The sequence below is a fragment of the Saccharopolyspora sp. SCSIO 74807 genome, from assembly GCF_037023755.1.
GTDB classification, from domain to species: Bacteria; Actinomycetota; Actinomycetes; order Mycobacteriales; family Pseudonocardiaceae; genus Saccharopolyspora_C; species Saccharopolyspora_C galaxeae.
Map to the genome: position 1 here is coordinate 5461932 of NZ_CP146100.1, position 22080 is coordinate 5484011.

Here is a 22080-nt window from a genome sequence, read left to right on the forward strand (position 1 = left end):
AGATCACCGGTCGTAGCGTTCCAGATGCCGCACGCTCGCGCTAGCAGTCGTGGTCGTCGCGGGCCTCACCTGCGGATGAGCCCGCGCGCTTGCGCGGCGGCCAGGGCCGCGGTGCGGGATTCGACGCCGAGCTTGTCGTAGATGTGCACCAGGTGCGTCTTCACGGTGGCTTGGCTCAGGTACAGGCGGCGGCTGATCTCCGCGTTCGACAAGCCGTCCGCGAGCAGCTGGAGCACATCGAGTTCGCGGCGCGACAGCGACGTGCCGGGTCGCCGCATGCGGTGCACGAGCCGGTCGGCGACCGTCGGCGCGAGTGCCGAGCGGCCCGCCGCGGCGGCGCGCACGGCCGCGGTCAGCTCCTCCGGCGGGGCGTCCTTGAGCAGGTACCCGGTGGCGCCGGCTTCGATGGCGGCGAGGATGTCGGCGTCGGTGTCGTAGGTGGTCAGCACGAGCACCCGCGGCGGCTCCGGGCGGGCCGTGATCGCGGCGGTGGCGTCGCTGCCGTGCATTCCGGCGCCGAACCGCAGGTCCATCAGCACCACGTCGACCGTTCCGGCGAGTCCGATCGCGCGTTCGGCGTCGTCGGCCTCGGCGGTGACCTCGAAGTCGGGCTCGGTGTCCAGGACCGCGCGCAGGCCCGCCCGCACGACGGGGTGGTCGTCGGCCAGCAGCAGCCGGATCGGCTCGGTCACCGCGGCACCTCCTTGCGGCCGTGCAGCGGGAAAGCCGCGGCCAGTGCGGTCCCGCGACCCGGCTCGGATTCGACCGCCAGGGTGCCGCCGAGGTCCGCGGTGCGCGCACGCATCCCGGCCAGGCCGAAACCGGACTCAGCGGAAGCCGACTCGGCGGCCGCGGCCGCCGGGTCGAAACCGGTCCCGTCGTCGAGGACGTCGAGGGTGATCGAGTCGTCCATGTACGTGAGCGTGACCGCGACGTGCGTCGCTCGCGCGTGCGCGACGGTGTTGGCCACCGCGGATTGCGCGATGCGCAGCAGAGCGGCCTCGATCGGGGTGGCGACGGTGATCGGCGTGCCGCTGAGGTGGAACTCCACGGGCAGTCCCGCGCGCTCGGTGGTGTTCGCGCACAGCCGCCGCAACGCCGCGGGCAGCGGCTCGTCGTCGAGGGCCGGCGGGGTCAGGTCGTGCACGAAGCGGCGCGCTTCGGCGAGGTTGTCCTGCGCGGTCCGCCTGGCGCGGGTGACGTGCTCCGCGGCGGCGCCCTCCGGCAGCGAGCGTTCCGCGGCGCGCAGCAGCAGCTGGATGCTGGACAGGCCTTGGGCGAGGGTGTCGTGGATCTCGCGGGCCAGCCTCCCGCGCTCTTCGAGCACACCCGCGGTTCGTTCGGCTTCGGCGAGGTCGTTGCGCGCGGTTTCCAGCTCGTCGAGCAGCCGCCGCCGATGCTCGCTCTCGCGGTACAGCGCCTGGTAGGCCAGCACGGTGGCGACCGAGACGGCGGCACCGATGATCGGGCCGATCGCGGCCGCGGGGCTGAACCGGCCCGCGTGCCAGGCGAACCCGCCGATCGCGAGCAGGGTGCTCGCCGCGACCGCGCTCACCCCCGCGCGCAGCGGCAGCAGGTGCAGTTGCAGCAAGAACAGCGGGAACGCCAGCCACACGCCGTCCGGTGTCAGCGCGAGCAGCACCAGCCAGGCGATGGCCAGCACCCCCAGCCACCCGGCGGCGGCGCGCGGTGAGCGGCGGATGCGCGGCAGCGCCGGGCCCGCCGCGTAGACCGCGCCCATCGCCACCGCCGCGAGGCTGATCGCCGTGGCGTAGGGCGCACCGCCCAGCGCGCCGCGCAGCGCGGCCAGCACGAGCAGGGCGGCCATCAGCAGGTGCAGGCACACCCGCAGGATCCGCAGCGGCCGGGTCAACGTTTCTGGATGCACAACACCCCCACCGTAGGCGCCGCGCGACCGGCGGCATCAACCGAAAGGTTGATTTCCGGCCGCACCTTCTGAACTGCGCGAACGATGCCCGCGTGCGATTGCCCGGCCCGCCCGGCTTGGAAGCGTGGTCGAGGCAATCGCACTACTCATCAGCGTCGTCCCGGAAGGTGGATGAAGATCGTGTTCGTGGCGTGGAGGGACCTGCGTTTCGCCAAGGGGCGATTCGCCCTCATGGGCACCGTCGTGGTGCTGATGACCTTGCTGGTCGGGATGCTGTCCGGGCTCACCGCGGGCCTGGGCAGGGAAAGCACCTCCGCCATCGCGGAGCTGCCCGCCGACCACATCGCTTTCTCGGCGCCCGCGCAGGGCGACGACCCGTCGTTCACCGAGTCAGCCGTCGCTGCACGGGACTGGCAGGAGTGGGCGGCGGTTCCCGGGGTGGATCGCGCCGATCCGGTGGGCATCACCACCGGCAAGGCCAACGCGGGTGACCGCGCTGCCGCGGCCTCGGTGTTCGGCGTGCAGCCCGGGGCTCCGGTGGCGCCGCAGGAGATCGCGCCGGGATCGGCGGTGCTGTCCGCGGGCGCGGCCGAGGATCTCGACGCGCGTCCCGGCGACGAAGTGACTCTCAACGGCCAGCGGCTGCGAGTCGGCGGTGTCGCCGGAGACGCATCGTTCAGCCACACGCCGGTGATCTGGACCGGCCTCGCCGATTGGCAGCGCCTCGCGCCCGGCGGTTCCGACGAGCACGCCACCGTCGTCGCGCTGAGCACCAGCGGGCAGGTTCCGCTGGCGGCGACCGACGCCCGGCTGGGCACCCACACCCTGTCGCGTTCGGATTCGCTGGCGGCGATCGGGTCCTACTCCTCGGAGAACGCTTCGCTGCAGACGATGCAGGCGTTCCTGTTCGTGATCGCCGCGTTGGTGGTGGGAGCGTTCTTCACCGTCTGGACCATCCAGCGCAGCCGCGACGTCGCGGTGCTCAAGGCGCTCGGCGCGACCACCGGCTATCTGCTGCGCGACGCGCTGGGCCAGGCCTTGATCCTGCTGGTCGGCGGCACGGCGCTGGGCACCGCGATCGCCGCCGGTCTCGGAGCGCTGGCCGCGGGAACCGTGCCGTTCGTGCTCGACGCGGGAACCGTGCTGCTGCCCGCCGTGGTGATGATCGTGCTCGGCGCGCTCGGCGCCGCCCTCTCGCTGCGCCGCATCACCGCGGTCGACCCGCTCATCGCGCTCGGCGCTTCCCGCTGACCCGCGCATCCCGACCTCCGAGGAGATCTCAGACCCATGAGCCTGCACCTTTCCGGCATCACCCTGACCTACCCCGACGGCGACGGGTACATCACCGCGCTGGACCGGGTTTCCCTCGACGTGCCCAGCGGCACCGTCACCGCCGTGGCCGGGCCGTCCGGTTCCGGCAAGTCGAGCCTGCTGGCCGTCGCCGCCACCCTGATCACGCCGGACTCCGGCTCGGTCGTCATCGACGGCACCGCCGCCACCGGTCTCGGCGCGGCCGGGCGCGCGGCGCTGCGGCGCGGCCGCATCGGGATGATCTTCCAGCAGCCGAACCTGCTGGACTCGCTGACCGCCGCCGAGCAGATCGAGGTGATGGCGCACCTCGACGGCCGCTCCCCGCGCGCCGCGCGGGGGCACGCCCGCGAACTGCTCGACGCGGTCGGGCTGGCCGACCACGCGCACCGCCGTCCGCACCAGCTCTCCGGCGGGCAGCGCCAGCGGGTCAACATCGCCCGAGCCCTGGCCAACGACCCGGCGGTGCTGCTGGTCGACGAGCCCACCAGCGCGCTCGATCACGAGCGCGGAGCGGCCGTGATCGAGCTGCTGCTCGAGCTGACCCACCGCACGGGAGCCGCGACCGTGCTCGTCACCCACGACCGGGCGTGCCTGGGCGAGGTCGACGACCTCGTGGAGGTGGTCGACGGGCGCGTGTTCGCCCCGGAAACGGCCGCGACGGCCCTGCACACTCGCTGAACATCCGGGAAACGAGATGAAGAAATCCTACTACGCCGCACTCACCTACATGATCCTCGGTCTGGTGGCCGGGGTGTACTACCGCGAAATCGCCAAGGCGCACGGATTCACCGGGGAAACTCAGCTCAGTGTGGTGCACACGCACCTGCTCGCGCTGGGAATGCTGTTCTTCCTCATCGTGCTGGTACTGGAACGGACGTTCCGACTCAGCGCGAACCGGTGGTTCGCCCCGTTCTTCTGGTTCTACAACGCGGGGCTGGTCGTCACGACCGGTGTTCTGGTCTACCACGGCACGTCGACCGTTCTCGGCGGGACGACCGGTGCGGCCGTGTCCGGAATCGCCGGGCTCGGGCACATCCTGCTGACCGCGGGCCTGGTGTTCCTGTTCATCAACTTGCACGGCCGCGCGATCGGCGGACGGGCCGAGTCCGCGTCGACGCCCGGGTGACCCGGCCACGCGAATTCCCAATCGGCGACTCAGCACGATCAGACCGGCATATTTCCCCACTCCCGCAAAGGAGAATGACGATGTTCTACGCCACCAACCGGCTGCACGTGCCGCCGGACAAAGCGCAGGATTTCGAGGAGCAGTTCACCGGCAACATGCGCAAATACCTGCCCGGAGTTCCGGGCCTGCGGCGCAGCACCCTGCTGCGCCCAGCCGCCGCCGGCGAGCCATACCTCTCGATCAACGAATTCGACACCGAAGCGCATTTCCGCGCCTGGGTCGATTCCGATTCGTTCAAGCAGGCGCACGCGCGCAACAGCGGCATGGTCCGGAACATCACCTCGAACCAGGTGGAGACCTTCGAGTCCGTCGAGGTGCTCTGAGTCCGCGGGGCCGCCCCGATCCGAAACGGGGCGGCCCGCCGCTGAGGCACGGCATCATTGCGCACCGGCGCTGCGCACCCGAACCCGACGACCACTCGTTCAGTCGCTGGTCACCGACGTCCACCGACTGCAATTCTGCGGAAGACCCGACAACGAACCACCCGCGGAACCGCACGGGCGATCGGGGCCCGGCGTCGGCGTTGGGGGTGCTTGCCGCGTGCCGAGACCTGCCACCAGGCCGGTGCTCGCGATCAAGAGCAAGTCGGGCGAGCTGGAGGCCGTGTCCAACGAACCCGCCACGCACGTCCAGGTCATGATCGAACTCCTGCCGGGCGTGCTGCCGGAGGCCCCGATCGGCAAGCAGGTCCTGAACGTCGCCGTGGACGCGGTCGCGGAGGGCAACCCGGTATGGCTCGACACCACCTGGCTGCCCGCCGGTAATGCCGCCGCGAGCACGCCCGCCCCGGTGCTCACCGATTTCGACGGCGTTCTCGACGAGATCATCCAAGAGATGATTCCGGGCCACGACGAGCCGATCCTGCTCCCGGTCGTCGCGGCCGATGCCGACGACCGGCGACTCCGCGCGATGCGCGAGTTCCTCCAGCACAAACCCCGTCCCGTGGTGGTGCGCGCGCGACGCGCAGCACCGGCCGATGTCGAGCCGTGGGCGCGGATCGAGCGAATCGCCACCGCGCTGCGAATCGGGGTGGAGGACCTGCACCTGGTCTTCGACGAGGGCTACCTGCCATCCGTCCCGGACCACCGCGTCGAGGCCCTGGGCAAGAACATCACCGGATTGAACGCTCGCCACGGCTGCGCGTCGATCACGGTGCTGGGCGGCTCGATCCCGAAGGAGCGAACCGGCTTCGACACGCGCACCCGCGAACGAACCGAGATCCGGCTTTGGAAGAGCGCACGGGCCGACTGCGACGGCTCCCTGCGCTACGGCGACTACGGCGTCGTCCACCCCGTCCCGAGGTCGAAGAAGAAGGGCTCGGGCGCCCCGAACCCCTACCTGCACTACACCGTCCCCGGAGGCGTGCTCTCGTTCGCACGCCACGTCCCGGACCGCAACGGCCGCGCCTTGCCGACCGGCGCTGCCGAGCGGTTCTTCCGGGATGTCGCCGAAGAACTCGTGCGGCGGCCGGAATTCGCCGGGCCGAGCTTCTCCTGGGGTGACGAGAAGCTGTACTCCTGCCGGGAGGACCCGGCCATTCCGATCGGCCGTGCGGACAAGTGGATCGCGCTGGCCACCTCGCATCACCTGGCGCACCTGTCCAGGGACATGGACGCGAGCTGAACCGCGTCCGCTGCGCGGAGCTATCGCTGCGCACCGCTGACATGCAATGCCGAAATGCAGCGCGGTATACAGCCGTGCTCCGGCTGCCCCGGTAGGTCGCGGGGCTGCGCAGCGGCGCGATGAACACCCGCACTGAACCGGCCGAGATCACCGACACCGGGCCGTTGGTCGTGCTCGCCGCGAGGGGCTTGGAAAGCCGCGAGCTCTCACAGTTCGAGGGTCAGCTTCGCGCCGCGGGCCCGTGAGCAGCACGTCATCATCTTGTCGTTGCGGCGGCGTTCGGTCCGGGTGAGCACGTGGTCGCGGTGATCGACCTCGCCGTCGCGCACCGGCAGCTCGCAAGTGCCGCACAAGCCCTGCTCGCAATCGCTGGGTACGTCGACATCGGCCTCGCGCAGCGCGGCGAGCACCGAGCGGTCGGCGGCCACTCGGACGGTGCGGCCGGATTCCGCGAGTTCGACGTCGAAGGCGTGCTCGTGGGCGGGATCGAGCGCACCCCGATCGGCCTCGAATCGCTCCACGCGCAAAGCGTTCTGCGGCCAACGGGCGGTCGCCGTTTCGAGCGCGGCGAGCAGCCGTTGCGGGCCGCAAGCGTAGATCTGGGTGTCCTCGCGCGGATCGGCGAGCAGTTCGTCGACGTTCAACCGCCCGCCCTGGTCCGAGCAGTGCACGGTGAGCCGATTCCCGTGATCGCGGATGAGCCGGGCCAGCAGCACCATGGCACCGGCTGATCTGCCGCAGTAGTGGATTTCGTAGTCGCTGCCCGCGCGCAGCGCCGCATCGGCCATCGCGATGATCGGCGTGATGCCGATGCCTCCCGCGATGAACACGTAGTGCCCGGCATCCGGTTCGAGCTTGAAGTTGTTGCGGGGGCCGCGCAGGTTCAGCTGGTCGCCGACGCGGAGCCGGTCGTGGACGTACTCCGATCCTCCGCGGCCGCCGGGTTCGCGGAAAACCGCGATCTGGTACCGCGTGCGGTCCGCGGGATCGCCGCACAACGAGTACTGCCGGGACATCCCGTTCAGCTCGATGTCCACATGCGCGCCGGGTGACCACGAAGGCAGCGGTTCCGCCCTGGTGTCGACGAGCGTGATCCGCGCGATGCCCGCGGCGGCTTGCTCGATCGATTCCACCTTGACGGGCCGCGTGATGGTGCGCCGGGGCGGTTCGCCGATCGTCACCGGCCGCGAATTGCGGGCCGTTCCGGGATTCGCGCGCTCGGGGTTGTCTCGCGGATCCCACCGCACCCGGACGTGCTCCGGACCGCGGAAGGAGGTGTTGGGCAGGTAGTGGAACCGCTGATCGGGAACGAGTTCCAGGTGCGGCAGCCGGGTGGTGATCTCCTCCAGGAAGATCTGCAGTTCCATCCGGGCGAGGTTCTTGCCCATGCACTGGTGGCTGCCGTAGCCGAAGGTGAGGTGATCTCGCGCGTTCTCCCGCCGGATGTCCACCTCGTCGGGGTCGTGGAAGTGCCGCTCGTCGTGGTTGGCCGAGGAGTTGACGATCAGCAGCTTGGCGCCTTCGGGAACGGTCACGTCGCCGATCCGGGTCCGCGCGGTCGTGATGCGGCGCCAGGCGGCGACCGAACCGGAATGGCGCAGGCATTCCTCCACGGTGTTCGGGATGAGCGCGGGGTCGGCGCAGATCTCCCGCCACGCGCCGCGGTTTTCCAGCAGCAGCCGGAACGCGTTCGCCGCGGCGTGCGCGGTGGTCTCGTGCGCGGCGACGATCCCGGCCATCATGATCGAGTGCAGGTAGGAGTCGGTGATGACCTCGGGCAGCCGCCGCTGCATCCGGATGGCGTAGGGCATCCATCCCGGTCCGGACGGGTCCTTGCGCAGCTTCTCCAGCACCTCGCCCGCGTACTGCCAGAACTTGCCGACCGTGTCGGCCACCGCGACCTGCTGCTCGGGAGTGGGCCGTCCCCAGGTGTTGACGGTGTGCGCCACGGAGTACTCGCGGAGCTTGTCCATGTCCTCCTCGGGCACGCCGAGAAAGTGCAACGCGACCGTCAGCGGAACCTCGTAGAGCAGTTCGTCGACCAGGTCCGCCTCGCCGGTGTCGATGAAGCGGTCGACGCGCTCGCGGACCAGGCGGCGCACCACGGGCTCTTGCTGAGCCAGCGCGGCTGCGGTGAACGGCTCCATCAACGCCCGGCGACGCGGCATGTGCGCCGGTTCGTCCTCGTTCACCAGCGTGCGGGCCATGGCGTAGTCGTGGCGGCGCAGCACCTCGGTGGCTTCCGCGGAGACCGGCGTGATCTTCTCCAGCGCGATCGACGGGGAGAACCGGATGTTGTCCTGGAAGATCGCCTTGACGTCCGCGTAGCGGGTGACCACCCAATAGCCCAGAACAGGGCTGTAGAACACCGGCTCTTCGGCGCGCGACCAGCGCAGCGATCCCGGCGGGTCCTGCTGGTAGTCCTCGCCGAACGGGTCGAACGAGCGCGCCTGCGCGGAGCAGCCGTCGTCCGGCGGCACCGGTGGTGGCTGTGCGAACGGGCACTGGGTGGCGGTCCGGCTGTCCGTTCCGCCGTTTTCGCTGGGGCTGGATTCATCGATCTGCATGTCTTCAACACCTATCCAGCGGGTGTGCGCACGGCAACAATTGTATGGACCGGGACGCACATGGAGGTGCCGTGGACGAAATGTCTCAGGATTCCGGCAACGACGGGCGCGCCGTCATCGGACTGCACGGGTGGTTCGGGTCGGCGACCGCGTGGCAGCCGCTGGCGGCCCACTTGGAGAACTCGCAGTTCGGTTACCACTTCATGGACTTCCGCGGGTACGGCTCACGGGCCGGTTCATCCGGCCGCTTCACCATCGCGGAAGCGGCCGCGGACGTGCTGGAGTTCGCCGACGAGCTCGGGCTGGAACGCTTCTGCCTGCTCGGCCACTCCATGGGTGGCAGCGTGATGCAGCGGGTCTACGCCGACGCGCCGGAGCGGGTCCGCGCCATGTTCGGCATCTCGCCGGTTCCGGCGAGCGGCATACCGTTCGACGACGCCACGTGGGAACTGTTCCGTTCGGCCGCGGACAGCGCGGAGGTGCGGCGCCAGATCATCGACTTCACCACCGGCGGCAGGCTCGAACCGCGGCAGCTGGACGCCATGGTCGAGCACTCGGTGCGCAACAGCGAAGTCCCGGCGGTGTCCGCTTATCTGGAAGCTTGGGCCAGCACCGACTTCCACTCCGAGATCAACGGCGCCCGGGTGCCCGTAAAGGTGCTCATCGGCCGCAACGATCCTGCCGTGCACGCCGAGCTGATCCGGTCCACGTTCGGGCAGTGGTACCCGCACTTCGACCTGATCGAGTTCGCGGACGCGGGCCACTACGCCGCCGAGGAGGTTCCCGAGCGGACCGCGGAAGTCATCGAGGAATTCCTGCGGGACGCGGCCGGGTGAAGCCGCACCGGCAAGCTCGGTGCGGCACCGCCTGGCGGAAACCGTTCATGCGCAACGAATTCACTCCGGCACCGGCACGATCGCGCGGGCGGCTGCGGGCACGCATTCGCAGGTGACCGGCAGCGGCGCGAACGGTTCACCGTCGGCGTGACCGACGATGTCCGTAGTGGACAGTCGCACGCGGACGGCGCGATAAGTCGTCACCTGCGGGTGCTCGACGTGTTCTCCGGTGTAGATCGCAGGCAGCAGGCGCACGAGCTCGATGAGCCGCCGATGCTCGATGACGGTGACGTCGAGCAAGCCGTCGGTTTGGTCCGCGTGCGGGCAGATCCGCATCCCGCCGCCGTAGGTCGCACCGTTGCCGACCGCCACCAGCATCGCGGGCACCGCCATCCGCCGGTCGTCCAGTTCGAGCACGTAGTCGCGGGGGCGCAGCGCGATGAGTTCGATCAGCACCGCGAGGTTGTAGCGCAGCTTGCCGCGCGGCCACCGCAGCCGGTTGGTGCGTTCGGTGACCTTGGCGTCGAAACCGCCCGCGAGAACAGTGCCGAACCAGCGGTCCCCGGCTCGTCCCAGATCGATCGGGCGCACCGCGCCGGTCGCCACCACCCGGGCGGCGGCGACGGGGTCGTGCCGCGGAATTCCCAGCATCCGCGCGTGGTCGTTGCCGGTTCCCGCCGGGATCACTCCGAACGGCGTGGAAGTTCCCGCCACCGCCTGCAATGCGATGTTGACGAGTCCGTCACCGCCGCACGCCACGAGTGCGCCGGTGCCCGCGGCGACGGCCCGGTGCGCCAGCGCCGCGGACTCGGCCGCGTCCTTGCCCATCAGCGTGGTCACCGCAATCCCGCGGGCACGCAGGTACCGCAGTGCCCGCAGTGCTGCGGCCGCACCGCGGGATCGCCCGGAGTTCGGATTGACCAGCAGGCTGACGTCGCTGATCACGGGATCAGCTTGCCGGGGTTGAGCACACCGGATGGGTCCACAGTGGACTTCACGGCGCGCAGCACTTCCAGGCCGAGTTCGCCGACCTCGTCGGCCATCCATTCCCGGTGGTCCAGCCCCACCGCGTGGTGGTGGGTGATGGTGGCCGACGAGGCGCTCACCGCGCCGCACCTGGTGCGTGCGCTGCCGCAGCTCGTACCGCTGATTCCCGGTGTCGCGGCGAAGCAGGCGGCGCTCACCGGGCTCGGGTTCCTGGCGGGCGATCTGCTCCGCCGCGGCTCCGGCACGTCGAGCGCGACCCTGCCCGCGCCGCGGCGCGCCTCCGGAGCCGAGGTGCGGCGGATGGTGCCCACCGTCCGGCCCGACCGGCTGCGGGGCGGGCTGCTGTCCTGGGATGGGCAGCTCTGCGACGACGCCCGGCTGGTCGTCGGGCTCGCGCGCACCGCAGCGGCCTACGGTGCGCGGGTGCTCACCCGCTGCGCAGCCGAGCAGGTCACCGGTGACGGTGCGGTGCTGCGCGATCAGCGCACCGGCGAGACGACGCAGCTCAAGGCGCGCGCGGTGATCAACGCGGCCGGCGTGTGGACCGGCGAGGTCACGCCCGAGCTGCGATTGCGCCCGAGCAGGGGTACCCACCTCGTGGTGCCCGACTCGGCGTTCGGCGGCCTGGACGCGGGGCTGACGGTGCCGGTGCCCGGGACCACGAACCGCTTCGTGTTCGCCCTGCCCGCCGGTTCCGGCAGGGTCTACGTCGGGCTCACCGACGAGGAGCAGAACGGTCCGATCCCGGACGTTCCCAGCTCCTCCCCGCACGAGGTCGAGTTCCTGCTCGACACGATCAACTCCGCGCTGGCCCGGCCGATCCGCGAAACCGACGTGCTGGGCACCTACTCCGGGCTGCGTCCGCTGCTGGACAGCGGCGGCGAGGGCGAGAGCTCGGACCTCTCCCGCGACCACGCGGTGCTGACCGGGTCGAACGGGACGATCAGCGTGGTGGGCGGCAAGCTGACGACCTACCGGAAGATGGCGCAGGACGCCGTCGACGCGGCGCAGCTGCCCGCTCGGCCGTGCCGCACCCGGAACCTGCCGCTCATCGGCGCGGCGACGCCCGCAGGTCTGTCCAGAGTGGACCCTTCGCCGCGGTTGATCGCCCGCTACGGCACGGAAGCGGCTGCGGTCGTCGCGGAGGCGGAAGGTGACGCGCGGTTGCTCGAACCCGTCGACGGGCTCGACGTCACGCCCGCCGAACTGCGCTACGCCGTGCGGCACGAAGGCGCGCTCGACGCCGCGGACCTCCTCGACCGGCGGACCCGGATCGGGCTGGTCGAGGCGGACCGGGCGCGAGCGGTGCCTGCGGCGGAGGAAGCGCTCGCCGAGTAGCGGCAGTGCGCGGTGCCGGTTGCTCAGGAACTCGCCGCAAGCTAGCGGCACCGCTCCGGGAAAACCCGGAAAACCGCGCCGCACGAGCGGAAATCAGGTGCTGCGTCCGGCCTCGACCAGTGATCCGCGGAGGAACTCGACCAGTTCTTGGTGCGCGTCGAGCGGCAGCACGTTCGCGACGTACTGGTCCGGCCGGACGAGCACGACGGCCCCGCGTTCCCGGTCCACGCCGCGCAGCTCGAAGATGTCGGCAGCCGGATCGGGGCAGAAGACCTTCTCGTAGTCGACGAGCCCGAACGGCCCCTTCCGCGGCAGCAGGACCGGCGGCAGGTCCGCCACGGTGACATCGCGATGCCCCTGTTGGAGCACCGCCCGGACGTCGATCACCGAGTCGGGCTCGGCGCCGGGCGGGGTGAACCGGGCGATCGGCGAGTTCTCCGCGGCCAGAAACCCGGTCAGGGCGCGGAATCGGGAGCCGGACCCGCCCGGGTGCGCGCGATCCGCGAACACGTAGGCGCGCCAGGCGCCGTCCGCGCGGGCCGCGTGGCCGAGGTGCATCGGCTTCGCGTCCGCCAGCCGCACGACCGGCGCGGAATGCAACCGCGTCCCGATCCGGAAGCCGTCGGCCAAGTCCTGATGAGCGGGTAGCGCGGTGAGCACGGACGACTCGTAGCGCACCGCGACCCCGGCGGTGAACCGGCCCTGCTCGCGGAAGTAGCGCTGGAACCGCGCCGGATCGGCGTCCTGCCCGTCCGGCCGGGCGCTGAACAGCGCGGCGAACTCGCGGTCGAAATCGATGAGTTCCTGCGCGACCTGTTGGCGCTCCTCGGAGTAGGTGCGCAACACCTCGGGGCGCGAGGTCCCGCGCAGCACGGTCGCGAGTTTCCACCCGAGGTTCCAGGCGTCGGCCATCGAGACGTTCATGCCCTGCCCGGCCTTCGCGCTGTGCGTGTGGCAGGCGTCGCCCGCGATGAAAACCCGGGGCAGCCTGTCGTCGTCCGCCTCGTCGGGGACGTCGTCGAAGCGGTCGCAGAGGCGCTGTCCGACCTCGTAGACCGCCCACCAACCCACGTGCTGCACGTCGAGGGTGTACGGGTGCAGGATCCGATTCGCCACCGCGGCGAGCTTTTCCGGCGTCACACTGCGATTTCGCAGCATCTCGGCGTCGCGGTCGTTGTCCAGCTCGATGTAGAGCCGCACGAGGTGGCCGCCCTCGCGCGGGATGACCAGGATGCCGCCCTCCCGCGAGTTGATCACGGATTTCAGCCGGATGTCCGGGAAATCGGTGACGGCGAGAACGTCCAGCACGCCCCAAACCTGGTTCGTCGCATCGCCTTCGAGGCTGCGGCCGATGGCCTGCCTGGTGGCGCTGCGCGAACCGTCGCAACCGACGACGTAGCGGGCGTTGATCGTCGAGGTCTCGCCGGTCGGTTCGGCGCCTTCGACGTGCTGCAGCGTAACCGTAACCGGGTGCTCGGCGGAGTTGTCGACCTGCACGTCGCCGGCGTGCAGGCCGTGGAACGGCTCGGCGCGGGTGGCGCTGCGGCGCATGTGCTCGCGCAGGTAGGTCAGCATCCGCGCCTGGTTGACGATCATGTGCGGCATCTCGGAGAGGTCGTCCTCGACGTCTTCGACCCGCCCGGTGCGCGTGATCGATGCGCCGTCGGCCGGATCGGGCCGCCAGAAGGTCACCTCGTTGACCTGGTAGCCCTCGTGGATGAGCCGGTCGGCCAACCCGAACGCCTCGAAGATCTCCACCGTGCGGCACGCGACGCCGTCGGCCTGGCCGACCTCGAGCGGCCCGTCCCGCCGGTCGACGAGCACGGTGTGGATCTCGGGGAACTCGGCGAGCTGGGCCGCCAGCAGCAGCCCGGCCGGGCCGGCACCGATGATCACGACGTCGGCCGTGTCCGGCAGGCCCGCCGGACGTTCGGACAGCGCCGGGTGGGGTTCCGCGACGAACGGATCCCCGGGCTTGTAGCCGTTGAGGTAGAACTGCACTGAACTGGCTCCTCCGCGCATCGGACTCCCCGCCGTCCAAGGTGGACGGCGCCGGGCCCGCGGGCTGACAACCTCCATCGTGCGTCCGCTACGCCCTGCCGGAACAGGTTGTTCTGCCATGGAGAACCCTTCGGCGCATCACGGACGCCGCCCGGGAACCTCCTCGGCGACCTCGTGCAGCGCGGCCGCCAGCGCTCCCACTCCCGGCGGGACGGCGCCTTCCCGCGTGGCGAACGCGATGGTGCGGGTCAGCGCCGGGGTGACCGGAACGAGGCGCACACCGGGATAGCCCTCCACCGCGGGCCGCGGTACCAGCGTGACGGCGAGCCCGCCCGCGACCAGCGTCATCTGCGTCTGGAAGTCGTCCACGACGAACCTGACCTCCGGTTCGATGCCGCAGCGCCGCATGGCTTGGTTCTGCGCGTCGTGGTGGTCGGTGCCGGGTCTGCACGCCGTCCACAGCTCGTCGTGCAGCTGATCGAGGGCGACTGTCTCGCAATCGGCCAAGGGGTGCTGCGCGCTCACGGCCAAGTGCACGTCGTGCACCACGAGCGGCTCCATCCGGACGCGCGGCGGCACCCGCACTTGCAGCGTGGACCAGTTCTCCACGAGCACGACGTCGAGCTCGCGGCTGCGCAGCAGCGGGACCATGTCGACCGCCTCGCCGCTGCGCGCGCTCGGCGCCAGTTCCGGGTGCCGCTCGGCGACCAGCCGCAACGCCGGGCCGAGCAGCAGGCCGAACGTGCTGTTGATGGCTCCGATCCGCAACGGACCCACCACGCGGCCGTGCAACGTGGCCAGCGAGTGCTCGGTCTCGCTGACGGTGCGCGCGACGCGCTGCGCCGCCTCCGCCGCGAGGTGACCGGCCGTGGTCAGCCGCACGCCGCGGCCGTCCGGTTCGAGCAGCACGGATCGGGTCTCGCGCTCCAGCTTGCGGATCTGCTGCGTGACGGCGGGACCGGTGACGTGCAGGGTCGCCGCGGCCGCTCCGATCGAGCCGTGCTCGGCGATCGCGGCCAGGACGCGGAGCCGCTCCCAGTTCAACATGTAACCCAACCTAATCGAATACCGGCACAAAGACTAAGTTGTGCTGCGCTGACTGCGTCGTCAGGGTGGAAGCGTGACTGTGCACGAGGGGAAGACGTCTGCCGCAAGCCCGAACCGCGTTCCCGCGTTGTGGGTCGCGCTCGGAGCCGCGTCGCTGTCGGTGTCGGCGGTGCTGATCACGCTCGCCGACGTCTCGGCGCCGACCGCCGCGTTCTACCGGTGCGCGCTCGCGCTGATCCCGCTCGCTCCGTTCGTGCTCCGCGATGTCCTGCGGCACGGGCTCCCGGAGCTGCCCGTCGTGGGCATGGCGCTGCTGGGCGGGTCTTTCCTCGGGATCGACTACCTGATGTGGAACGTGAGCATCGCCGATGTCGGCGCGGGAATCGCCACCGTGCTGGTCAACATGCAGGTGGTGCTGTTCCCCCTGGTCATGTGGGCGGTCGCCGGGGTGCGGCCGGCACGGCGGTTCGTCGCGGCGATCCCGATCCTGCTGGTGGGGGTGGCGCTGGCGGGCGGCGTCGTCGGGCCTGGGCCTGCGGGTGGCAACGCGGTGCGCGGCACGCTGCTGTCGCTGGCGGCCGCGCTCGCCTACTCCGGTTACCTCTACTTCGGCCAGCGCTGCGGGGTGCGGGCACCTCGGCACTTCGCGACTCCCGTCTTCCTGGCGACGGCAGCGGCGGCGGTGATGTCCGGTGTCGTCGGCACCGCCACCTCCGGGATCGCGTTCGACCTCGGCCCGGAGTCGTGGTTGTGCCTCGCGCTGGTCGCCCTGTTCGGCCAGGCGATCGGCTGGCTGCTCGTCGGCTACGGCCTGCCGCGGCTCGATCCGGCGCTGTCGTCGACCCTGCTGCTGTTGCAGCCGATCGGCGCGGCGCTGCTCGGAGCCGTCGTGCTGGACGAGGTTCCGACCGCGACGCAGCTCGCGGGATGCGCGGCGGTCCTGGTCACGGTGTGGGTCACCGCGCTCGGCGGATCGCGCGCCGCGGGCAGGCGGCGGGCGCGGAAACCGGAAGCCGCGCGCGAGGACGCGGTTCAGGAGTCCTCCTGCGGCTAGGGCCTGCAGGACGAAGGTCGGCAGCGCATCTCGCTCGGCCGGACGGATTTCCGCGCCACCGCGCCTGTTCCGCCGACCGCGCCCCGCTGGGAAGGTCGACGGCTGGAGAGATCACGAACACGTCCTAGTCGCGCCTGCAACGCAGATAGTGCTGCATCTCCGGCTCGGCCCCGGTGCTCGTGTCGGTGGGCTGGTAGGCGACCACGTGGTCTTCGAGGATGGTGAGCCCCGCTGGCTCGAGCATCCGGCTCAGCTCCTGCCGCGGGTAGCCCGAGACGCGGATTTCGCTGCCGAGGAACGAAACCTGCTGGTAGTCCTGATCCATCTCGACCATGGACAGCGCCAGCAGCCCGCCGGGGACGAGCAGGCGGCCCAAGGTGGCCAGCATTTCGGCGATCTCCGCGCGCGAGAGCATCAGCAGCGAGAAGAAGGCGGTCGCCGCGTCGAACCGGCCCAGCCCGTCCGCGCCGTCCGGTCGCAGCGTCAGCATGTCCCGCCGATGCAGGTCGGCTTCGGGAACGTTGCCGCGGGCCAGCCGCAACATCTCCGCGGAGATGTCCACTCCCGTGACGTCGAAGCCGGCGTCCACGAGCTGAGCCGCCGTGGGAAGCCCGGTACCGCAGCCGAGGTCCAGCACCCGCGCCCGCTGCGGTAATGCGCCCGCCAGCCACTCCCCTGCGGCCAGCTGCGCCTCCCGCTGCCCGAAGGCCGCGTCGTAGGCATCGCCGATGGTGTCGAACGCCGCCGCTTGCTCGCGGCGGCTGCTCTCCGCGAAGTCCCGCACGGATTTCCCCCTCTGGATCGGTTTTTCCTGCCGGTGACCGTCCGTTGCGGACAGCCGGAAGCTCGATCAGCTCGCGAGCCTCAGCAACCGTGCAGGGCGGCGGCAGGCAGGTGCCGTCCGGCGAGGAACTCGACGATCTCCCGCGCCAGCGGTTCCTTCTCCTTGAGGTAGGCCAGCACGACGTCGTCGGAGGGAGAGCTGAAGCTGTCGCCGAACATGGCGTTCTCCTCCAATGATTTCGTGGTCAGGCCCAGCTGCATCAGCCGGTATTTGACCAGGTCCTCCGAGCTGGCGTACTCGTAGATCGGACTGTAGCCGGTCATCCCGTAGGAAGCGGTGAAGTTCTCGAAGAAGACCCGCGCCACGTCCCGCTGCTCGGCGAGATCCTGCTGGTAGCGGGCGATCCCGTCGTTCATCACCGTGATGTCGTTGCGCCTGCAGTAATCCACGGCGTGCACGTACATCGCGAGCTTGTCGCCGAGCAGGATCAGGTTCTTGCGATGGGTGAGGATGTCGTCTTCGAGGTTGGCCAGCGCGATGCTGCGCAGGCTTCCGCTGATGTCCTCGACGGCGACCTCGCGCACGAGGTCACCGAAGCGCCCGCGCAGCTCGTCGACGCGGAGTTGGAACAACGCGGTCCCCGGGTGCCCGCTGGTGACGTTGAACAGGTGCACGGGGATGCCCTGCAACATGAGCGATGCGGCGACCAAGGTGCTGTCCCGGCCGCCGCTGAACAGGACGAGCTGGGCGGCGAGCGGATCAGGGCTGGTGCTCATTCGTGCCTCCTCGGCGGTGATTGGTTCGAGCCTGCCGGCTCGGCGACGTCCGCAGGTGGGGTCAGTGGAGGTCACCCAGGTACACGGCGTCCGCGGCGCGCATCGGCACGTGTTCGCGCAGGTGGTCGGCGAGACCGCTGGGATAGAGCGAATCGGGGTCGAGATCGGCCACCGGGAGCCACGCCAGGGATCGCTGGTCGGTGTCCGGTCGTTCGGGCGCGGGAGCAGCGGCCCGGGCGTCCTGCCGCGCGACCAGGAAGATGGCGTGCAGCTGCTGATCAGGGCGCTTGTTGCGGAGGTGGGGGTGGCGCTCGGGCAGGAACTCCCAAACGTGCCACAACGGACCCACGACGATCGGCAGCCCGGTCTCCTCGCGGAACTCCCGCCGTGCGGCCTCGTCCAGTCGTTCGCCCCGCCGCTGCTTGCCGCCCGGGAGCACGTACCAGGTCCCGAACTCGCGGTTGCGGTTCTCTATCAATAGGCAGTTTCCGGATTCCACCAGCAGACCGCGTGCGCAAACAGTCATCGCCATTCGATGGACCAAACCGTCGCACCCCTCCGCGTCAGGTCTTCCGCAATACCGGAAGTGTCCATCGCTGAACATCGCACCGGGAGAGGTCGGCGGCGCAATTCACCCGCACGGACGTACACGCGCTTGCGGACCGGCGAAGTATTCTGCACCGGAAATTCATTCCAGCGGCCGGATATAGCGGCAAAAGCGCTGCTTACCGCGCCCGGCGCCGACCACCTGCACTCGCGGCTCGATACGAACATGTTGGATGGCATGTCATATTCTCGGGATTCACTGACCGTTTGCAAATCTGCGCCCCACCATCTGCGCGGCCTGGTCGAACTGCGTCAGGACGGCGCACACCGCCTGCAGCGGCGCGGATTCGACGACTGGCCCCACTGGGACGTCGCATCGGCGACCGAAGCCGACCACGAGGCCGGAAGTCTTTACGTGGTAGTCGCCGGAACGGAGGTGGCGGCCGGCATCCGCGTCAGCGGCGAGGGGCACCCGGATCTCTGGTTCGACCACGAGCGCCGCGAGAAGTCCGTCTACGCCGACCGGTTCGTCGTCAAACGCCGTTACGGCGCAACAGGTCTGGGCCGGTTGCTGCTGGATTGGATGGCGGACCGCGGCGCGCGCGAAGGGCTGGCGTGGATCCGCGGCGACACCTGGGGCGACCACCGGGCGCTCCAGCGGTACTACCTGAGCCTGGGATTCCAGCACGTCCGGACCGCGCTGCTGCCGGGCACCGGCGAGGTGTGGCTGGCTCAGCTGCCTACCGGTGCGAGCCAGGTCCAGCTGCACGATGCCCACAGCGGTCCGCTGCTGCCCGCCCGCTGATCGCCGCGGACGGAGAAGCATCACGTGCGTTGTGCGAACAAGTCGATACGCCGATTACGTTCTTCTGTCGACAGTGGACCGAGTCGGCACAGGTTCCACTGTGGACTTGTGGCGCGCCATGCCGGGTCGGCCGCGCTGTTCGCTCGCTCCCGAACCGATTCCCGCTGCCCAACCGATTTTCAGTCCCGGAACCGACGCTGCACCACGGGACCGCTGCGGTGGTACCGCCACGGCATGGGGCCCGATCCGGATCTCGGTGGCCACACCGGCATCGTCGGCCAGCACGGCGCTGAAGGCGACCGCGTAGGCATCGGCGACCAGCAAGGAGCGCGCCTTCTCCGCAGCGTCCCCGGCAGGCGCCAGGTCGGCCGCCGCAACCGTGATCGGCACCAGCACGCCGGTGCGGGACTCGGTGATCGCAGCCCGCCCGGTGCTGTGCAGCCATGCCGCCACCGGCGAAGCGAGCGGCTCGACGTGCACTGCGATGCCGCCGCTGCGGCCGATGTGCCGGGCCGACGACCGCAGGGCCAGCTGACGGGCCGCTGACTGCCCAGCGGCGTGCGCGTCCGCGATGAGCGCCTGCCATTCGTCGCACGGTTGGAACATGTCCGGTTCGTAGTCGTTCGTACTCATTACCGCCACCAAGGCTGGTCGAGATGCCGCGCGGCCGGTCCGGCCGCGCGAATCATGCGCATCGATCGGGCGCAGGCTCCCTGCTCGACCTCCGCTCGGCGCCCCCGGGATGCCCTGGGCCCGCGCTCCGGCAAACCCGGCTGAGGAGTCGCCACGTCCGGTCGCGCGGCGCGCACCGTGTGACGTCCTGGCAGTTCACCGCACCGGGCTCGCCCTGTACGGTGGTCGTGGTTGAGCCGACAGCCCTGAATCGAAGCATTACCGAACGTGACAGCCAGATGGAGTGTTCGCGTCGGTTCCTTGCCCGGGGTTGTTGTCCCGCGGCTGCGCGGAAGCAGGCGGGACAGGGATGTCGTGCGGGACCTGTTGATCCTTCGCCGGCTGCCTCGCCATCGAGGAGGTAGTCATGACCGCTTTCGCTCCCGGTGCGCCGGATGCACCGCAGCGCGGGTCCACCGAACCGGCCACATCGGCCGACACGAGTGCAGGGAACGGCCTGGCGTTGCGGGTGGGGTGCCCGAGCAGCACCTCGATCGCGATCGGCATCGCCGGTGAGCTGGACACCACCACTGCCCCGCGCCTGCACGAAATTCTTGCGCCGCGGCTGTCCTCGGGGGCCGAGACCGTCGTCCTCGATCTTTCCGAATTGCGATTCCTGGGCGTGGCCGGGCTGGAGCTGCTGGCCCACGCGTGCCGGGTCGCCGACGGCCGCTCGATGACGGTATGCATCGTGGACGGTCCGGTGTGCGTGGAACGAGCTCTTCGGGCCGCCGGATGGCACCGGGTGGTGCCGACCTTCGGCAGCGTGCAAGCGGCCGTGGCCGAGATGACCGGCCGCGAAAGCGCGCAACCGCTGCCCTGAGCGCACCGCAGGATGGAAGTCGGACGTCGCCTACTGCTGCTCGTCTTCCGGACGGTCGGCGGGCGGTTCCGTATCCAAACAGGACAGTGAGCGGCACAACGGCGACCGACCCACACCTCGCGTGGATCGGTCGCCGTGCGTCGGAACCGGCCTCAGCGCATGGCGCCGAGGGTTAGCGTGAACACCTCGGGATCACCCGCGTTGACCTTGCCGCTGTGGTCCTCGCCGGCGTTCGAGCTCACGTCGTCGTAGGCGAACGCGTAGCCCTTGCCGTCGGGCAGGTTCTCGTGCACCACGCGCGCGTAGTGGTTGGTGATGTCGTTCTTGTAGAAGGTCGCCGGGTCCTCCTCGTGCGGCTGGTTCGGGTTGATCAGCAGCGTGGTGCGGTTGAACGCCGCCGCCAGCCGCGGCACGATCGCCAGCCGTTCCTGCGAGTCGCTGTCCGGGTTGTTCGCGAACGGGCCGCTGTTGCAGCCCCAGATGTCCACTGAGGACGGCTTGGCGAACCGCTCGGCGCCGAACACCAGCTCCTCGCCCTCGACCTTGCCTTCCAGGATGCCGATGTCCTCGCGCTGGGTGTCGATGAACAGCGACTCACCCGCGTACTTGGAGTACGCCTCGTCGACGTAGGGCTCCAGGTACCCCTCGAAGTCGGCCGCGCGGTGGTTCGGGTTGAGCACCCGCACGACCCTGCCGTCGGCCTCCTGCACCAGTTTCGGCCAGTTCTCGCCCTGGTCGCGCAGGCCCTGGGCGACCTTGTCCAGCGCCCCGGTGGGCATGCCCGGAACTTCCTGGTCGCCGCTGGGCGCCTTGAGGTGCAGCCCGATCGGTGCGGCGACGAAGTCGACGTAGCTGATGTTGGCGTAGAGCTGCTCGCCGTTGAGGGTGAACTCCGCGAACGTCCAGTCCTTGCCGAAGTTCGGGTCTTCATTGGAGACGAAGTTCGGGTGCACCACCGAGGTCGCACCGTCGGCGCCCTTCACGACCTGGAATTCCAGCGTGTCGTTGAGGGCGAAGTAGACCCGCGCACCGTACATCCGCGGGACGGTGACCTCGACGGTGCCGTCCACCGGGATGCCCGCTTCCGGGCCCACCGGCTCTGGCTCGGTGCCGCCGGCCTCCGGGAACAACGGGGTGCCGTCCTGCTTGATGAACACGGCCTTGTTCTCGGCCTCGGAGAAACCGGCGATGTACGCGGTCGCCGGACCGCCGGAGTCGTTCTTCAGCACGAACTTCAGGCTCTCCGGCGCCGCCGAAGCGAACGGCGCGCTGATCGCCTGCGCCCAGAACGGGGAGCTCAGGGCGGCAGCGGAGTAGCCGAGAAACCGCCGGCGAGAAACCATGGTGGGGGACCTCCAGGGGGACAACAGGACCGCCTCGGAAGGCGGCCATCCTCTCGTTATCGATTCCGAGAGTCTGCTCGGTCCAGACCTTTCCTTGATACCCCCAAAAGGAGCACAATTCACCACATTTAAACAGCATTCAACGCTACCGCTCGGTGATGCCGGAAAAAGCAAGCGACAGGCGACATTCAGCCACAAAACTGGGAAAGGCGCGCGAGGCGGACGCCGCTCAGCTCCGTCGTCGCAGGTCGGTTCGCGTCCGGAACGGGTCAGCACCCACCGCGGACGGGTTTTCGGCGGGAGCCGGGGGCCGCCCGCCTCCCCCGCCCCGCCCGGCGTCACGGGACGCGATGAGCCCCGCACCTCGCAGATCAGCCGCTCGGTCAGGCCGCCCGCGAACTCGTGCGGACTGTCCTCGTTGAACGCGCTCGATCCGCACACCTGGCAAACCAACGTCGTCAACTCTTCGCCCGCACCGGATTCCGGCTGCGGT

At 70.1% G+C, this 22080-nt stretch carries 21 protein-coding genes and 1 pseudogene; 10 read left to right on the forward strand and 12 right to left on the reverse strand.

The features are described from left to right. Nucleotides 1-65: 65 nt before the first annotated feature. On the reverse strand, nt 66-692 hold the full coding sequence (locus V1457_RS25080; RefSeq protein ID WP_338597274.1) for a response regulator transcription factor: 627 nt from the start codon (nt 690-692) through the stop codon (nt 66-68). Further along, nucleotides 689-1873 (reverse strand): sensor histidine kinase, encoded by a 1185-nt coding sequence (locus V1457_RS25085; RefSeq protein ID WP_407074722.1) that lies wholly within the window; start codon nt 1871-1873, stop codon nt 689-691. The genes V1457_RS25080 and V1457_RS25085 overlap by 4 nt, the downstream gene beginning before the upstream one ends. Nucleotides 1874-2068: 195 nt before the next feature. On the opposite strand from V1457_RS25085, the gene V1457_RS25090 reads away from it, so the two are divergent. The 5 genes from V1457_RS25090 to V1457_RS25110 all read left to right on the forward strand — a co-directional run bounded on the left by V1457_RS25090 (nt 2069) and on the right by V1457_RS25110 (nt 6008). After that, nucleotides 2069-3139 carry an ABC transporter permease gene (locus V1457_RS25090; RefSeq protein ID WP_338605115.1) on the forward strand — a complete coding sequence of 357 codons (1071 nt, stop codon included), beginning with the start codon at nt 2069-2071 and terminating at the stop codon, nt 3137-3139. A 36-nt stretch (nt 3140-3175) separates the two neighbouring features. Then, nucleotides 3176-3877, forward strand: coding sequence for an ABC transporter ATP-binding protein (locus tag V1457_RS25095; RefSeq protein ID WP_338597276.1), 702 nt, complete (start codon nt 3176-3178; stop codon nt 3875-3877). A 16-nt stretch (nt 3878-3893) separates the two neighbouring features. Further along, complete coding sequence (locus V1457_RS25100; RefSeq protein ID WP_200072874.1) at nt 3894-4325, forward strand: DUF2871 domain-containing protein; 432 nt, start codon at nt 3894-3896, stop codon at nt 4323-4325. Nucleotides 4326-4405: 80 nt separating this feature from the next. Continuing rightward, on the forward strand, nt 4406-4708 hold the full coding sequence (locus tag V1457_RS25105) for an antibiotic biosynthesis monooxygenase (protein WP_200072875.1): 303 nt from the start codon (nt 4406-4408) through the stop codon (nt 4706-4708). Nucleotides 4709-4925: 217 nt separating this feature from the next. Further along, entirely contained in the window at nt 4926-6008 is a 1083-nt protein-coding gene (locus V1457_RS25110) for a beta family protein (RefSeq protein WP_338597280.1), read from the forward strand. Nucleotides 6009-6214: 206 nt separating this feature from the next. Here V1457_RS25110 and V1457_RS25115 read toward each other — a convergent pair whose 3' ends face one another. Continuing rightward, nucleotides 6215-8575 (reverse strand): cytochrome P450/oxidoreductase, encoded by a 2361-nt coding sequence (locus V1457_RS25115; RefSeq protein WP_338597282.1) that lies wholly within the window; start codon nt 8573-8575, stop codon nt 6215-6217. An 80-nt stretch (nt 8576-8655) separates the two neighbouring features. On the opposite strand from V1457_RS25115, the gene V1457_RS25120 reads away from it, so the two are divergent. Next, nucleotides 8656-9411 (forward strand): alpha/beta hydrolase, encoded by a 756-nt coding sequence (locus V1457_RS25120; protein WP_338605117.1) that lies wholly within the window; start codon nt 8656-8658, stop codon nt 9409-9411. Between the two features lie 60 nt (nt 9412-9471). On the opposite strand, the gene V1457_RS25125 is transcribed toward V1457_RS25120, so the two are convergent. After that, a complete protein-coding gene (locus tag V1457_RS25125; RefSeq protein WP_338597284.1) occupies nt 9472-10356 on the reverse strand; it encodes a diacylglycerol kinase in 885 nt (294 codons plus the stop codon). After that, nucleotides 10353-10499 (reverse strand): annotated as a pseudogene (locus tag V1457_RS25130) (FAD-linked oxidase C-terminal domain-containing protein); the annotation flags it as partial. The gene V1457_RS25125 and the pseudogene V1457_RS25130, both read right to left, overlap by 4 nt. Between V1457_RS25130 and V1457_RS25135 the strand changes: the two are divergent. Beyond that, nucleotides 10495-11736, forward strand: coding sequence for a glycerol-3-phosphate dehydrogenase/oxidase (locus V1457_RS25135; protein ID WP_338597286.1), 1242 nt, complete (start codon nt 10495-10497; stop codon nt 11734-11736). The pseudogene V1457_RS25130 and the gene V1457_RS25135 overlap by 5 nt on opposite strands. Before the next feature lie 93 nt (nt 11737-11829). On the opposite strand, the gene V1457_RS25140 is transcribed toward V1457_RS25135, so the two are convergent. Further along, nucleotides 11830-13737, reverse strand: a complete 1908-nt coding sequence (locus V1457_RS25140; RefSeq protein ID WP_338597288.1) for an FAD-dependent monooxygenase — start codon at nt 13735-13737, stop codon at nt 11830-11832. Between the two features lie 138 nt (nt 13738-13875). Further along, the gene (locus V1457_RS25145; RefSeq protein ID WP_338597290.1) at nt 13876-14784 is read right to left on the reverse strand and encodes a LysR family transcriptional regulator; all 909 of its coding nucleotides are present in this window, start codon (nt 14782-14784) and stop codon (nt 13876-13878) included. Nucleotides 14785-14857: 73 nt separating this feature from the next. On the opposite strand from V1457_RS25145, the gene V1457_RS25150 reads away from it, so the two are divergent. Further along, nucleotides 14858-15838 (forward strand): DMT family transporter, encoded by a 981-nt coding sequence (locus V1457_RS25150; protein WP_338597292.1) that lies wholly within the window; start codon nt 14858-14860, stop codon nt 15836-15838. 124 nt (nt 15839-15962) lie between these two features. On the opposite strand, the gene V1457_RS25155 is transcribed toward V1457_RS25150, so the two are convergent. From V1457_RS25155 to V1457_RS25165, 3 genes are all read right to left on the reverse strand, one after another. Next, a complete protein-coding gene (locus V1457_RS25155; protein WP_338597294.1) occupies nt 15963-16622 on the reverse strand; it encodes a class I SAM-dependent methyltransferase in 660 nt (219 codons plus the stop codon). A gap of 80 nt (nt 16623-16702) precedes the next feature. Further along, nucleotides 16703-17398 (reverse strand): hypothetical protein, encoded by a 696-nt coding sequence (locus V1457_RS25160; protein ID WP_338597295.1) that lies wholly within the window; start codon nt 17396-17398, stop codon nt 16703-16705. A gap of 61 nt (nt 17399-17459) precedes the next feature. Beyond that, a complete protein-coding gene (locus V1457_RS25165) occupies nt 17460-17924 on the reverse strand; it encodes an NUDIX domain-containing protein (RefSeq protein WP_295150627.1) in 465 nt (154 codons plus the stop codon). A gap of 60 nt (nt 17925-17984) precedes the next feature. Here V1457_RS25165 and V1457_RS25170 point away from each other — a divergent pair, with 60 nt between their 5' ends. Continuing rightward, entirely contained in the window at nt 17985-18749 is a 765-nt protein-coding gene (locus V1457_RS25170; RefSeq protein WP_338597296.1) for a GNAT family N-acetyltransferase, read from the forward strand. Between the two features lie 54 nt (nt 18750-18803). On the opposite strand, the gene V1457_RS25175 is transcribed toward V1457_RS25170, so the two are convergent. Further along, nucleotides 18804-19382, reverse strand: coding sequence for a hypothetical protein (locus V1457_RS25175; protein WP_338597297.1), 579 nt, complete (start codon nt 19380-19382; stop codon nt 18804-18806). A gap of 406 nt (nt 19383-19788) precedes the next feature. Here V1457_RS25175 and V1457_RS25180 point away from each other — a divergent pair, with 406 nt between their 5' ends. Then, nucleotides 19789-20244 carry an STAS domain-containing protein gene (locus V1457_RS25180; protein ID WP_295150635.1) on the forward strand — a complete coding sequence of 152 codons (456 nt, stop codon included), beginning with the start codon at nt 19789-19791 and terminating at the stop codon, nt 20242-20244. 152 nt (nt 20245-20396) lie between these two features. On the opposite strand, the gene V1457_RS25185 is transcribed toward V1457_RS25180, so the two are convergent. After that, nucleotides 20397-21587: a beta-1,3-glucanase family protein gene (locus tag V1457_RS25185; protein WP_338597298.1), complete on the reverse strand. Its 1191-nt coding sequence runs from the start codon at nt 21585-21587 to the stop codon at nt 20397-20399. Nucleotides 21588-22080: the final 493 nt, after the last annotated feature.

What these genes read in the sequence shown, in the direction of transcription:
- V1457_RS25180 (WP_295150635.1), top strand. Translation starts at nt 19,789, where the DNA reads ATGACCGCTTTCGCTCCCGGTGCGCCGGATGCACCGCAGCGCGGGTCC.
- V1457_RS25185 (WP_338597298.1), bottom strand. Translation starts at nt 21,587, where the DNA reads ATGGTTTCTCGCCGGCGGTTTCTCGGCTACTCCGCTGCCGCCCTGAGC.
- V1457_RS25120 (WP_338605117.1), top strand. Translation starts at nt 8,656, where the DNA reads ATGTCTCAGGATTCCGGCAACGACGGGCGCGCCGTCATCGGACTGCAC.
- V1457_RS25165 (WP_295150627.1), bottom strand. Translation starts at nt 17,924, where the DNA reads ATGACTGTTTGCGCACGCGGTCTGCTGGTGGAATCCGGAAACTGCCTA.
- V1457_RS25105 (WP_200072875.1), top strand. Translation starts at nt 4,406, where the DNA reads ATGTTCTACGCCACCAACCGGCTGCACGTGCCGCCGGACAAAGCGCAG.
- V1457_RS25145 (WP_338597290.1), bottom strand. Translation starts at nt 14,784, where the DNA reads ATGTTGAACTGGGAGCGGCTCCGCGTCCTGGCCGCGATCGCCGAGCAC.
- V1457_RS25095 (WP_338597276.1), top strand. Translation starts at nt 3,176, where the DNA reads ATGAGCCTGCACCTTTCCGGCATCACCCTGACCTACCCCGACGGCGAC.
- V1457_RS25175 (WP_338597297.1), bottom strand. Translation starts at nt 19,382, where the DNA reads ATGAGTACGAACGACTACGAACCGGACATGTTCCAACCGTGCGACGAA.
- V1457_RS25160 (WP_338597295.1), bottom strand. Translation starts at nt 17,398, where the DNA reads ATGAGCACCAGCCCTGATCCGCTCGCCGCCCAGCTCGTCCTGTTCAGC.
- V1457_RS25115 (WP_338597282.1), bottom strand. Translation starts at nt 8,575, where the DNA reads ATGCAGATCGATGAATCCAGCCCCAGCGAAAACGGCGGAACGGACAGC.
- V1457_RS25135 (WP_338597286.1), top strand. Translation starts at nt 10,495, where the DNA reads ATGGTGGCCGACGAGGCGCTCACCGCGCCGCACCTGGTGCGTGCGCTG.
- V1457_RS25100 (WP_200072874.1), top strand. Translation starts at nt 3,894, where the DNA reads ATGAAGAAATCCTACTACGCCGCACTCACCTACATGATCCTCGGTCTG.